Source organism: Halomonas sp. JS92-SW72 (assembly GCF_003547075.1).
Lineage (GTDB): Bacteria > Pseudomonadota > Gammaproteobacteria > Pseudomonadales > Halomonadaceae > Halomonas > Halomonas alkalicola.
The window spans coordinates 1,072,947-1,086,075 of the sequence record NZ_CP032147.1 but is presented as its reverse complement, the minus strand read 5'-3'; the positions used below and the strand labels follow the sequence as shown (position 1 = coordinate 1,086,075).

Here is a 13,129-nt window from a genome sequence, read left to right as displayed (position 1 = left end):
TGCTGACAATGAAGAGCAAACTGACCAAGGTGTCACTGGTGGCGGCGATTGCCGCTGCATCCTTCGGCATGAGCCAGGCACAGGCCGCCGAGTACACCTTCAGCTTCGCCCACGTCCTGATCGAGGAGACCCCCAACGGGCAGGCAGCACTTCGCTTCAAGGAGGAAGTCGAGGAGAAATCCGAGGGACGCATCCAGATCAACGTACTGCCCGCAGCCCAGGTCGGCGGCGACGTGGAGATCATCGAGCAGATTCAGATGGGCCTGGTCGATATCGGCATCCCGCCCACCGCCACGCTGGGCAACTTCGAGCCGCGCATGCAGATCCTCGACCTGCCATTCCTGATCGCCGACTACGACACCATGGTGTCGACCCTGGATGGCGAAGTGGGGCGCGAGATCCTGGACACCCTGAGCGGCCACAACATGTATGGCGTGAACTTCTGGGGCGCCGGCTTCCGCCACATGACCAACAACATCAGGCCCCTCCATGGCCCAGAAGACCTCGATGCCATCCGCATGCGCACCATGCAGGCACCGATCATCATCTCCACCTATCAGAACTTCGGTGCCAACGCCACCGCCATGGCCTTCACCGAGGTCTACAACGGCCTGCAGCAGGGCGTCGTCTCCGGGCAGGAGAACCCGCTGGCCAACATCTACACCATGCGCTTCCACGAAGTGCAGGACTACCTGTCGCTGACCAACCACGCTTACCACGCCTATGCGGCGGTGATCAATCAGGACTCCTGGGACTCCCTCCCCGAGGATCTGCAGGCCGTGATGCTCGAGGCCTTCGACAACGGGCGTACCGCCTCACGCGAGCTGACCTTGCAGGACGAGGAGACGATTCTGGCCGCCATCCAGGACGAGATCGCGATCAACGAGATCACCCCCGAGGCGCGCGAGGCCTTCATCGAGGCCAGCATGCCGGTGCATGAGGAGTACGAGAGCGTGGTCACCACCGAGCTCCTGCACAAGGTCTATGACGCGGTGGGCATCGAGTACTGATCCCGCCATCCCCTTCGATGTCATGCTAATCCGGTGCACTCACCATGTTTGAAGCACTCAACAAGGTGATTGATTTCCTGGAGAGTGTGGCGATGGTCGCGTTCATGTCGATCGCGACCATCATCACCACCATCCAGGTCGTCTATCGCTACGGCTTCAATGGCTCGCTGTTCTGGGCCGAGGAAGTCGTCATCTATTCCATCATCTGCATGAGCTTCGTCGGAGCCAGCATGGGGGTCAGGCACGGCGTGCATATCTCCGTCGACGTGCTGAACGCCTTTGTGCCGCCCGCCATCAACCGCTGGTTGCATATCATCGCCGCCGTGCTGGGCATCGCCTTTGCCGGCTTCCTGGCCTACTACGGTTTCCAGCTCTACTTCAACACGCTGGGACGCGGACAGCTGACGGCCGCCCTGCGACTGCCCATGGCCTGGTTCTACCTGCCCATCGGCATATCCGGAATCCTGCTGATCCTGCGCTACCTGTGGGTCATCCATGAGGCCTGGACCAAGCCGCCGGTCACTCTCGCCGAAGAGCTCGCCGCCGAGAAAGACAAGCTCGTCTAACGACTGGAGACCCTCATGATCACGGCACTTCTTCCCATCTTCTTCGCGGTGCTGCTGCTGGGACTGCCGATCTTCGCGGCCCTGGCCTTCTCCGTCATCCTGGCCATCGAGTTCTTCGGCACCACCAACCCGGTCATCGTGCCGATGCGCATGTTCACCGGGATGAACAACTTCTCGCTGATGGCCATCCCCTTCTTCATTCTGGCCGCCGAACTGATGCGCATCGGGGGGCTCTCGGATCGGCTCATCAACCTGGCGAAGGCGCTGGTTGGCTGGGTACCTGGAGGCCTTGCGGCAGCCACCGTGCTCTCCTGTCTGTTCTTCGGCGCGATCTCGGGTTCCAGCCCCGCCACGGTGGTGGCCATCGGCACGATCATGTTCCCTGCCCTGGTGGCTGCCGGGTACGACAAGCGCTTCGCCATCGGCTTGATCGCCACCGCGGGCACCCTAGGGCCCATCGTGCCGCCCAGCATCGCACTGATCATCTATGGCTCGGTGACCGGCACCTCGGTCGGCCGGCTGTTCGCGGCGGGCCTGCTGCCGGCCATCCTGATCGGCTCGCTGCTGATCGCCTACTGCATCGTGTACGCCTCGTTCAAGGGCTACGAGCGCTCGCCATTTCCGACCCTTCGCGAAATCGGCGCGGCGTTCAAGTCAGCCGCCTGGGGCCTGGGTCTTCCGTTCATCCTGCTCGGCGGGATCTACAGCGGCATCTTCACCCCCACCGAGTCCGCGGCGGTGGCCTGCATGTATGGGCTGTTTGTGGGCATGGTGGTCTACCGCAGCATCGATTTCCGCACCCTGCTCGGCACCCTGCGCAGCTCCGGCCTGATCTCGGCCACCCTGCTGCTGATCACTGCCGGGGCCTCGGCCTTCTCGTGGCTGCTGGCCATTACCGGCACCCCGACCCAACTGGCTGGGCAGGTGTTCTCTCTTACCGACGACCCGTTATTGGTGATGGCGCTGTTCAACGTGGTGATGATCGTTGCCGGCTTCTTCCTCGACAGTGCCTCGGCCATCATCGTGCTCTCGCCGCTGCTGCAGCCGATTGCCGCCCAGGTCGGCGTGGATCCCGTCCACTTCGGGGTGATCACCCTGGTCAACTTCTCCGTCGGCATGATCACTCCGCCGGTCGGGCTCAACCTGTTCGTGGCCATGGCAATCTCGAAGATGTCGCTGCAGGAGGTCTTCAAGGCCTGTCTACCGCTGATCCTGATCATGTTGATCGCACTGATGGTAATCACCTACGTGCCCTGGATCAGCACCTGGATGCCATCGCTGCTCTACTGAGGAGGCCAACTATGCAGACAACGAGTTTATCCCTGGCCGCCGCGGTCGACGGCGAGCGCTTCTGGGCCGATCTCGAGGCACAGGCCCGGATCGGCGCCCTTTCCCCTCGCGGCATTCGTCGCCTGGCCCTGGACGATCAGGACAACCGCGCCCGGCGGTGGCTGATGGCGCAAGGCGAGGCGCTGGGGTGCAGCGCCCACTACGATGCCATGGGCAACGTCTTCCTGCGCCGAGAGGGGCAGGATCCGACCCTCGCCCCGCTGCTGATCGGCAGCCACTTGGACAGCCAGCCAAACGCGGGGGCCTATGACGGCACCCTGGGCGTGGTGGCCGGCCTTGCCGTGCTGCGCGCCCTGGCCGAGCAAGATGCCACCCATGCTCGCCCGGTCGAGGTGGTCTCCTGGACCAACGAGGAGGGGGCACGCTTCGCCCCTGGCGCCTCGGGCTCCGCCTGGTTTACTGGCCGGCGTGACGCCGAGACGATCCTCGCCGCGCGGGACGACGAGGGAATCACCTTCGAGGCGGCGCTGGCCGACTGCCTGGCACTGCTGGAGGCCCATGGGGCCCACTTCCGGCCCGAGCCGGTCGTGCCCCACGCCTTCCTGGAACTGCACATCGAGCAGGGGCCCGTGCTGGAAGAGCAAGGGGCCCCGGTGTGCGTGGTCACCGGCATCCAGGGCGTCCACTGGTATGAGGTCGAGGTCCATGGACAGGCCAACCATGCGGGCACCACACCGGAGGCGTCGCGCCGCGATGCCTTCATGGGCGCCCACGCTCTGGTTGGCGCCCTGAAGGCGGCGGTGGCAGCCCACGACGACCAGGTGCGCTTCACCATCGGCAAGTTCGCGCTGTCGCCCAGCTCGGTGAATACCATCCCCCAGCAGGCTCGCTTCACCATCGACCTTCGCCACCCCGACCCGGCAGTGCTGGAGGCGCTGGATGCGGCCTTCCAGCAGCTGGCGCAGCAGCAGTGGTCCAGCTGCACGGCCAGCCTGCAGATTACCTCGCGGGTGGCCCCGGTAGCCTTCGATGACGCACTGGTTGCCGTGCTCGACGAGGCCGTCGAGGCGCACTGGCCAGAGGCCCCGCGGCTGGTGTCAGGGGCCTTCCACGACGCCATCCATCTTGCCCACCTCTGCCCCACGGCGATGCTCTTCACCCCCTGCCGCGCGGGCATCAGCCACCACCCCGATGAACACATCGAGCGCGCCGACGCCGAGGTTGCCGTCCGCACCCTGGCTCATGCCGTCGAGCAGCTGCTCATGACAAGGAATGATTGAGATGACCCAGACCATTGACGCAGCCGTGGCCGCACAAGGCCTCACCCTGCCCGCCATCCCCCACCCCCGAGGCGCCTTCCTGCCCTGGTCACGGCTGGGCAACCAGCTCTTCCTGGCCGGCCAGATCTGCGAGCGGGGCGGCGAGGTCCTCTACCCCGGCAAGGTGGGTGCCGAGTTCGACCTCGAGACCGGCAAGCTGGCCGCCCAGGCCTGTGCCCTCAACCTGCTGGCCTCGCTCGGCGATGCGGTGGGCGGCGACATGAGCCGCGTCGTGCGCTGCGTGCGGATGAACGGCTTCGTCAACGTGGCGCCCGGTTTCCACGACGTGCCGCTGGTGATCAACGGCGCCTCGGAGCTGTTCATCGCGCTGTTTGGCGAGAACGGGCGCCATGCCCGCACCGCCATCGGCGTCGCCACCCTGCCCGGCAACGCCGCCGTCGAAGTCGAAGCGATCTTCGAGATCCGCGACTGATCAAAAGGAAGCCCGCCATGACCGACTCTCCCCTGAAGCGCCCGCTCCGCGAGCTGTACGCCGGGCTGCGCAGCGGCACACTCACTGCCACCCGCCTGGCCGAGGCCTCCCTGGCGGCCCACCAGGCCCGCGGCAAACATGACCATGCCTACCTGACCTGGAACGGCGAGGCCACGCTGGCCTTCGCCCGTGCCACCGATGCGGTGATCCACCAGGGCGGGGATACCGGGGCCCTGATGGGCATTCCCGTCTCCATCAAGGACATCTATGCGGTACCGGGCCTGCCGACCTACGCCGGCTCGTCGCGGCGTCTTCCCAAGGCGTGGGAACAGCCCGGCCCCATGGTCGCCGCTCTGCTCGCCCAGCTGCCGAGCGTCATGGGCAAGACCCACACGGTGGAGTTTGCCTTCGGCGGTCTCGGGACCAATGCCCATTGGGGCGCGCCTCGCAACCCCTGGGACCGCCAGAACCACCGGACGCCGGGTGGCTCCAGCGCCGGCGCCGGGGTGTCACTGGTGGGCGGCACCGCCAGTCTTGCCCTCGGCACCGATACCGCCGGTTCGGTGCGCATTCCCGCCTCCATGACCGGGATCGCGGGACTCAAGACCACCGCCGGCCGCTGGTCGACGCAGCAGATAGTGCCCCTTTCCAGCACCCTGGACACCCCGGGGCTGCTGGCTCACCGAGTGGACGACCTGGCCTTCGCCTTCGATGCGCTAGACGGCACCCTGACGAGCCGGGCCACCCGCGTTCCGGCGCCGCCCGCGCTGGCCGATCTGACCTTCGGCGTGCCCAGCACCTTCTTCTGGGAAGACTGCAGCCCGGGGATTGCCGAAGCCGTCGAGGAGGCCATTCGCCGGCTCGAGGCGGCCGGAGCCCGCGTGGTGACCCTCGACCTGCCCCATACCGACGAGGCGTACACCCTGTTCCAGCAGGGGGGGCTGGCCGCGGCGGAGCTGGCGGCCTTCCTCAAGACCGAGCTGCCCGAGATGATCGAGGCACTCGATCCCAATGTCGCTGCCCGGGTCAAGGCCGCGGACGACATGCCGGCCTGGGAGTACGTGCGCCGTCGCGCCGTCATCGACAAGCTGACTGCCGCGGCCGCAACGCGCCTGGCCGACGTGGACGCCCTGCTCACCCCCACCGTGGCGATCACGCCGCCCACCCTGGCGAGCCTGCTCCCCGAGGGCGCCTATGCCCGGGCCAACATGCACGCGCTGCGCAACACGGTGATCGCCAACTTCATGGGGCTGTGCGCCTTGACCCTGCCGGTGGGCAAGGACGCTGCCGGCATGCCGGTCGGGCTGCAGGTGCTGGCCGGCCCCTGGCAGGACGCCCGCTTGCTGGCCATTGGGCAGGCCATCGAGGAGCAGCTGGGCACCGGCCCCGACCTGCTCGGCGAGCCGCCGGCCCCCTGAGCCTCCGCTTGGCCGGAGCGCTCACGCCCCCCTTCACGCAGCAGCGTCAGTCAGGAGAGTAAGGCAGATGACCGATTGGGCCCGGATGACCCTGGCGGGCTTTCAGCGCGGACTCGCCCGCGGCGAGTTCGCGCCACTCGACTGGTGGCGGGCCTGCCGGGAACGCATCGATGCCCTGGAGCCCACCCTCCAGGCCTGGGAGTGCCTGGCCCCCGAGCCCGCCATCACCGCCCCTGATGGCGTGAAGCCTGGCCAGTCCCTGTTCGGGATACCGGTGGGCATCAAGGACATCATCGATACGGCCCGGCTGCCCACCACCTGGGGCACCCGAGGCTATCATCGGGTCGCTCAGTCTGATCTGGATGCCTCCATCGTCACCGAGCTCGTCCGCCTCGGCGCCCTGCCCCTGGGCAAGACGGTATCGACGGAATATGCCTACTTTCAGCCGAGCAAGACGCGCAATCCGCACGACCCGACACGCACCCCGGGCGGCTCCTCGAGCGGTTCGGCGGCGGCTGTTGCCGCTGGCATGGTGCCCGTAGCGCTGGGCACCCAGACAGTGGGCAGCATCATTCGTCCCGCCAGCTACTGCGGCGTCGTGGGGTTCAAGCCCACCCACGGCATGCTGAGCGTCGCCGGGGTGAAGGCACTGGCGCCGTCGCTGGACACCCTGGGGTGGTTCACGCGGCACCTTGCTGACACTCGCACCCTCTTCACCGCCCTCACCGACGGTGAGCCAATCGCGGCGCTGGCTCGGCTCGATGGCGTGCGCGTCGGCCTCTGCCGGGTGCCCAGCACGCGGCCTCCGTCGCCAGAGACCACCGCCGCCCTGCAAGGCGCCGCCGCGAAGATGTCGTTGCTCGGCGCCCAGGTCAGCCACGCTGACCTGGGTGCATCCTTCGATGAGCTCGTGGCGCACCAGCGGATCATCCTGGCCTATGAGGCCACGAGAGCCCTGGCCAGCGAGCGTGAACGCCTCGGGGCATCGATGAGTTCGCCCCTGCTTGAGCTGCTGGACGAGGGGCAGCGCCTCACCCTCGCCACTTACTGGCAGGCGCGGCAGGCCACCGAGCGGGCCAGGCTCGAGTTGTCGCGACAGCTTGCCGAGCGCTTCGACGTGCTGCTGGCCCCCAGCGCCCCGGGCGCGGCTCCGGAAGGCCTCGCCAGCACCGGCGACCCGATCTACTCGCGGGCCTGGACCCTGCTGGGAGTGCCCTGCGTGAACCTGCCCCTGCACTGGACGCCCCAGGGCCTGCCCGTCGGCGTGCAGCTGATCGCCGACCGCTATCGGGATCAACGGCTGCTGAGTATCGCGAGCGCCCTGATGCCCTGAGTCATCCACCCCGGAAGGAGATGCCGCCATGGCCCACCCGACGCCCATCAAGACGATTCATGGCCAGCACTGCCATCACGGCTGGAACCATGCCAACGCTCCCGTCGAGACAGTGACCCCCGGAACCACGCTCTCCTTCGAGTGCCAGGATGCAGCGGGCGGGTACTTCACCCGAGAGGCGAAGGCGGCGGACGTGGCGACCATGCCGTTCGAGCACCTCAACCCGGTGACCGGCCCCATCTTCGTCGATGGTGCGCAACCGGGCGACATCCTCAAGGTGACGATCAACGAGTTCCGCCCCTCCGGGTTCGGCTGGACCGCCATCATCCCCGGGTTCGGACTGCTGCACGATCAGTTCACGTCCCCGGCGCTCTTCCTCTGGGACTACGACACCAGCACTCGGACACCTGCCGCCTACGCAAGCCAGGCACGAATCCCCATGAAGCCATTCGCCGGCACCATCGGGCTGGCTCCCGCCGCCGCGGGCACCCACTCCATCGTGCCGCCGAGGCGCATCGGTGGAAATCTCGACATTCGCGACCTGAGCGCCGGCAGCACGCTCTATCTCCCCGTGGAGGTCGTCGGGGGGCTGTTCTCGATCGGGGATACGCATGCCGCCCAGGGCGACGGCGAAGTCTGCGGCACCGCCATCGAAAGCGCGATGACGGCCAGCGTCACCCTGGACCTGATCAAGGACACACCCCTGGCCATGCCACGTTTCAGCACGCCAGGGCCCGTGACGCGCCACCTGGACGGCGCCGGCTATGAGGTGTTCACGGGCATCGGTCCCGACCTGATGACAGGGGCACGCCAGGCGGTGGAAGGGGCCATCGACTGGCTGGGCAAGTCTCGGAACATGCCGGCCGAACAGGCCTATGTGCTCTGCTCGGTGTGCGGCGACCTGCGCATCAGCGAGATCGTGGATGCGCCCAACTGGGTGGTCTCCTTCTATCTGTGGGTTAGCAGTAGATATGGCACCAGAGGCGCAATGTGGGACAACAAACGATGAAGTGGGATTATCTGTGACGAGGTAGGTCAGCAAGTGGCTGATATATCAGTGACTAAGGTTGACCAGGAGGGTTTATCCGGGCGCGCTGGATAAACAGAAGAAGTGCCAAAGGTGCGCGAAACAGGAAAAGGGCCGTCTCGGTATGAGGCGGCCCTTTTTGCTGGGTGTTTGGCACAGGGCTGTCAGAGCCACCCCGCCGCCCAGACGGCGCGGCCGATGATCTCCAACTCATCGAGGCGGTCGCGGGGCACCTGGATCTCCCTGTATGCCGGGTTCTCGCTGATGATCGCCACGCCATCGAAGCTGCGCTGCAGCCGCTTGGCGTAGAGGTGGTGATCCAGGCGGATGATGTAGATGCCTTCACCCTCGATGTGCGTCCTGGTGTGGTCGATCAGTACGGTGTCGCCTGCCTCGAGCACCGGCTCCATTGAGTCGCCATCCACACGGATCGCAGAGAGGTGCTCGGGAGTCAGGCCCTGCTTGCGCAAGCTGTAGCGGGTGAAAGCCAGGTGGGTAAGCACCTGGCAATTCTCGTTCCAGGCGCCGTCACCGGCACTGCATTGGGCGTCGTAGAGCGGAACCAGGGCATAGTCCGCCATGGCGGATTCGCTCTCCGGCGATGAAGCGGACGCCTCCTGGGCGCACATCAGCTCCTCGCTGGCGTTTGCATAGACCCTGTGCATCGCTCTGGCCATGTCGTCGCCATAAGCCACCCAGTCAAGCGACACACCTGCCGCCATGCACAGCCTGGCGACCCCAGCGAAGACCGGAACTGACTCTCCAGTGGTCCAGCGATTCAAGGTCGACACGGAAACACCTGCAGCGCTGGCGGCCTTTTTACGTCCTCCCAAGCGGTCTGCCACCTCTGCGATTCGAGTTCCGATTCCATCTGTGGGATTCGGAACCGGGTTTGGTTCTTTCTCGTCCAGTTCCGTTTCCATCTAAGCACCTGATTTCATTTGATTGTCGCCAAGTTTGGTGGCATCCCGGGCGAGTTGAGGAAAAAGAACACCAAACATGGGTTGATAGCGCTCCAAGTTCGGGCTAGTGTTTATGGCAAGTGCCAGGTTAGACACGCCAGAAAAACGCCACCGAGGTGACGCCATGAAGCCCGACATTCCACGCAATCCCCACCAGCGCTGGGAATGGATCAAGTACCAGCTGCGCAGCAAGGGATCCAGCCTCAGCCGTCTGGCTGGCGAGCTGGAGGTATCGGGCAGTGCCGTGCAACTAGCCAAGTACGTGCCATACCCAAGAATGGAGCGGGCGATCGCTAAGAAGCTGGCGCTTGCGCCGACCCAGATTTGGCCAGAGCGCTGGAATGCCGACGGCACTCCGGCTCGGCAGCGACCCAATCGCGCGGAAAAGCGCTCCAGCACCAACCCATCTTCGCGCCTCCATTCCGCTCAGGATAGCGATTCTAACGCTATCGCGCACCGTCAATTGGCGCGGGAGGCGTGATCATGCGACGTGTCAACGATACCGAGACGCTTGACCTCTTCGAGGTACCACGTCCGGTGATCCCAAACCCGGGTTGCGGCAACTACGCCGCCCTGGTGAGTGAGCTGGTAGGGGCGGTGCTGAAGGACACCCCGGTGGATCGCCACGAGATCGCCGCGCAGATGAGCCGCCTTTCCGGCGACGACGTCTCCAAGCACATGCTGGATGCCTGGAGCTCCCCGGCGCGGGCCGATCACAACATCCCGTTATACCGCGTGCCGCTTCTCGAGGAGGTATGCCACAGCCACGCCTTCACCGACTGGCTGGTGCACCAACGCGGCGGGCGGGTGGCCTATGGACGCGAGGCGCTGGCCGCCGAGTATGGCAAGCGCCAGCGGATGATGGACCAGCTCAAGGCCGACATGCGTGAGCTGAAACGGCTGATGGGGGAAGAGGAATGAACTGCCAGACCTCCAACCTCACCCGCGGCTGGTTCACCGCCAGGGAGCTCGCTGGGCTGCCCGGGATGCCGGGCACCGAGCGCGGCGTGAAGAAGGCCGCCGAGCGCGAAGGCTGGGAAGGCCAGCGCCGTCTGGGCACCAAGGCCCTGGAGTACGCCTTCGCCGTGCTGCCGGCCGAGACCCAGAAGGTGCTGATCGCGCGCAGCGTGGGCCAGGCCGAGCCTGAGACCGTCGAGCTCGAGGCCACCCAGCCCGCCGGCGAGATCCGGCCCGCCGACGTCGACACCCTGCGCCTTACCGACACCCAGCGCCGGGTGATGAGCGCCCGGGTCGCCTTCGTTCGCGAGATCGAGCGCATGAGCCAGCTGGTCAGCCAGCAGCAGGCCATCGAGACGTTAGTCGCCCTGGCCAAGGCCGGCGATCTAACGCCGTACCTCGCCGAGCGGGTGGTGATCGCCAACGACCGCAAGAGCGAGACTCGCACCCTCAGCGAGCGGACCCTCAAGCGCTGGGTCTCCGCCTTCAAGAAGGAGGGCGAGCGCGGCCTGGCACCCAAGCGGCGTCGCGCCGATATGAGCATGCCGCCCTGGGCGGGGGCGTTCCTGAAGCGCTACCAGCGCCCGCAGAAGCCCAGCGTCGAGGCCGCCTACCAGCTGCTGGTCGAGCAAACCGATCCGCCGCATCCCAGCATCCACCAGGTGCGCCGTTTCCTGGCCAAGCTCAGCCCCGAGGCCCGCGAGCGCGGCCGCATGGGCCCCCGAGAGCTCAAGGCCCTGCAGCCGTTCAAGCGCCGCAAGACCGAGCACCTGCTGCCCAACGACGTGTGGGTGGCCGACGGCCACACCTTCGATGCCGAGGTGATCAACCCGCTGACAGGCCAGGCCTTCCGCCCCGAGGTCACGATGATCATCGACTGGGCCACGCGCCGCATCGTCGGCTTCGCCATCAACCTGGCCGAGTCGACCCTCGCCACCCTGGACGCCCTGCGCGACGCCGTCAGCCGCGTCGGCATGTTCAACCTCTTCTACGTCGACAACGGCTCCGGCTTCGACAACGCCTCGGTCTATGAAGTGGTCGATCGTCTCGGCGGCACCATCACCCACTCGCCGCCTTACAACTCCCAGGCCCGCGGCGTCATCGAGCGCCCGCACCAGAGCATTCTGGTGAGACTGGCCCGCGAAATGCCCAGCTATATCGGCGCCGACATGGACCCCGAGGCCGCCAATCGTGTGCACAAGCTGTCGCGCAAGGCGATCAAGGAAGGCCTCAAGCCGGCGATGATTCCCACCTTCCAGGAGTTCTACGAGCGCCTGAATGCCGCCCTGGATGCCTACAACTTCCGGCCACATTCCGCGCTGCCCAAGATCCGCGACCTGGAGACCGGCCAGCGCCGCCACCAGAGCACCATGGAGGCCTGGAAGAGCGCCGAGGCCGAGGGCTTCGAGGCGCTGACCGCGCCGGCCGAAGTGGTCGCTTCGCTGATGCGCCCCCAGGAGATCCGCAAGACCCATCGCGGCGAGGTGCGCTTCGCCGGCGGCCTCTATTTCCTGCGCGAGCTGAACGACTTCCACGGCGACGAGGTGAAGGTGGCGTGGGACTACCGCGACGTCAGCCGCGTGGGCGTGTTCACCCTGGAGGGCGAGTGGATCGGCGAGGCCATCCTCGATGGCAATGCCACCCCGGCGATGCCCGCCAGCATGATCCAGCGCGCCGCCGACAAGCGCGAGGCCGGCCAGCTGAGCCGACTGGTCAAGAAGGCCAAGACCATCACCGGCCAGGACGTCGAGATCCGCACCCTCGAGCCGGCCACCGAGCGCACCTATGACGAGCGCCGCCTTGAAGCCGGCCGTGCCAAGGCCCGCGAGCTGGCCGCGCCCCAGGCGCAGACCTTCGAGATTCCACGCGACCCCACCCAGCGCTATCGCCTGTGGCAGCAGCTGGACGCGCGTCAGCACTCCGGCGAGGTGCTCGCCGAGCAAGAGAAGAAGTGGTGGGAGAACTACCCGAAGACGACAGGATTCCGCGCCATCCAGCGCGTGATGGATGCCGAGGGACGGCAATCCCCCGGCACCCGGCGGGCCATGTAAAGGCATGGCCCATGACACCCAAGCAAGTGAGGACTGATATGAGCGTCAACACCATTGTACCACTGACCAACGTGGGCCTCCTGGCCACCGCCGTCGAGAACGTGATGAACCGGCCGCCGGAGCTGCCCGGGGTCGCGGTGATGTACGGCTTCAGCGGGCTGGGCAAGAGCCTGGCCGCCGCCTACACCGCTAACCTGCACCGCGCCTACTACCTGCAGTGTAGGGAGAGCTTCACCCGCAAGGCCTTCGTGCAGGCCATGCTGCGCGAGATGGGCATCACGCCGATGAAGACGCTGAACGAGATGATCGACCAGGTCGCCGAACAGCTCAGCCGCTCAGGCCGTCCGCTGATCATCGATGACGTGCAGTACGTCATCGAGAAGAGCGCCGCCAACATCATCACCGACCTCTACGAGGCCAGCCAGGGCACCCTGGTGCTGATCGGCGAGGAGCATGTGCCCACCGCCATGAGCAAGCGCCTGGAGCGCCTGCACAACCGGGTGCTGGAGTGGGTGCCCGCCCAGGAGGCCACGCTGGACGACGTGCGCCTGTTGGCCGAGAAGAGCTACCCCGACATCGAGATCGGCGTCGACCTGCTCGAGCGGGTGAATACCCGGGTGCGTGGCTGCCTGCGCCGGGTGGCGGTGAACCTCTACCAGATCCACAGCGAGGCGCTGGCCAACGGCTGGGCCCACGTGGACCTAGCCACCTGGGGGGATCGTGACATCCACACCGGCCAAGCGCCGGCACGGAGGGGCTGACC

The 13,129-nt window shown here is 66.4% G+C and carries 13 protein-coding genes; 12 read left to right on the top strand and 1 reads right to left on the bottom strand.

Translation table 11 applies throughout. The features are described from left to right. Positions 1 to 8: 8 nt before the first annotated feature. The 8 genes from D1793_RS05195 to D1793_RS05160 all read left to right on the top strand — a co-directional run bounded on the left by D1793_RS05195 (position 9) and on the right by D1793_RS05160 (position 8,378). The gene (locus D1793_RS05195; protein ID WP_119021200.1) at positions 9 to 1,010 is read left to right on the top strand and encodes a TRAP transporter substrate-binding protein; all 1,002 of its coding nucleotides are present in this window, start codon (positions 9 to 11) and stop codon (positions 1,008 to 1,010) included. Positions 1,011 to 1,054: 44 nt separating this feature from the next. Then, complete coding sequence (locus D1793_RS05190) at positions 1,055 to 1,576, top strand: TRAP transporter small permease (RefSeq protein WP_119021199.1); 522 nt, start codon at positions 1,055 to 1,057, stop codon at positions 1,574 to 1,576. A 15-nt stretch (positions 1,577 to 1,591) separates the two neighbouring features. Beyond that, the gene (locus tag D1793_RS05185; RefSeq protein ID WP_119021198.1) at positions 1,592 to 2,866 is read left to right on the top strand and encodes a TRAP transporter large permease; all 1,275 of its coding nucleotides are present in this window, start codon (positions 1,592 to 1,594) and stop codon (positions 2,864 to 2,866) included. Positions 2,867 to 2,877: 11 nt separating this feature from the next. Beyond that, entirely contained in the window at positions 2,878 to 4,146 is a 1,269-nt protein-coding gene (locus D1793_RS05180; RefSeq protein WP_119021197.1) for a M20 family metallo-hydrolase, read from the top strand. 1 nt (position 4,147) lies between these two features. Continuing rightward, positions 4,148 to 4,618 (top strand): RidA family protein, encoded by a 471-nt coding sequence (locus tag D1793_RS05175; protein WP_119021196.1) that lies wholly within the window; start codon positions 4,148 to 4,150, stop codon positions 4,616 to 4,618. 17 nt (positions 4,619 to 4,635) lie between these two features. Next, complete coding sequence (locus tag D1793_RS05170; RefSeq protein WP_119021195.1) at positions 4,636 to 6,036, top strand: amidase; 1,401 nt, start codon at positions 4,636 to 4,638, stop codon at positions 6,034 to 6,036. Positions 6,037 to 6,103: 67 nt separating this feature from the next. Further along, positions 6,104 to 7,369, top strand: a complete 1,266-nt coding sequence (locus tag D1793_RS05165) for an amidase (protein ID WP_119021194.1) — start codon at positions 6,104 to 6,106, stop codon at positions 7,367 to 7,369. A gap of 28 nt (positions 7,370 to 7,397) precedes the next feature. Further along, positions 7,398 to 8,378, top strand: a complete 981-nt coding sequence (locus D1793_RS05160) for an acetamidase/formamidase family protein (protein WP_119021193.1) — start codon at positions 7,398 to 7,400, stop codon at positions 8,376 to 8,378. 182 nt (positions 8,379 to 8,560) lie between these two features. Here D1793_RS05160 and D1793_RS05155 read toward each other — a convergent pair whose 3' ends face one another. Continuing rightward, a complete protein-coding gene (locus tag D1793_RS05155) occupies positions 8,561 to 9,319 on the bottom strand; it encodes an XRE family transcriptional regulator (RefSeq protein ID WP_119021192.1) in 759 nt (252 codons plus the stop codon). A gap of 163 nt (positions 9,320 to 9,482) precedes the next feature. Here D1793_RS05155 and D1793_RS05150 point away from each other — a divergent pair, with 163 nt between their 5' ends. The 4 genes from D1793_RS05150 to D1793_RS05135 are packed head-to-tail and all read left to right on the top strand — an operon-like array spanning position 9,483 to position 13,127. Next, positions 9,483 to 9,839, top strand: a complete 357-nt coding sequence (locus tag D1793_RS05150) for a helix-turn-helix domain-containing protein (RefSeq protein ID WP_162899916.1) — start codon at positions 9,483 to 9,485, stop codon at positions 9,837 to 9,839. 2 nt (positions 9,840 to 9,841) lie between these two features. Further along, complete coding sequence (locus D1793_RS05145) at positions 9,842 to 10,279, top strand: hypothetical protein (RefSeq protein ID WP_119021190.1); 438 nt, start codon at positions 9,842 to 9,844, stop codon at positions 10,277 to 10,279. Next, complete coding sequence (locus tag D1793_RS05140; protein ID WP_119021189.1) at positions 10,276 to 12,366, top strand: DNA-binding protein; 2,091 nt, start codon at positions 10,276 to 10,278, stop codon at positions 12,364 to 12,366. Before D1793_RS05145 ends, D1793_RS05140 begins: the two co-directional genes overlap by 4 nt. Before the next feature lie 38 nt (positions 12,367 to 12,404). After that, the gene (locus D1793_RS05135; RefSeq protein WP_119021188.1) at positions 12,405 to 13,127 is read left to right on the top strand and encodes an ATP-binding protein; all 723 of its coding nucleotides are present in this window, start codon (positions 12,405 to 12,407) and stop codon (positions 13,125 to 13,127) included. The last annotated feature ends 2 nt before the right edge of the window (positions 13,128 to 13,129 follow it).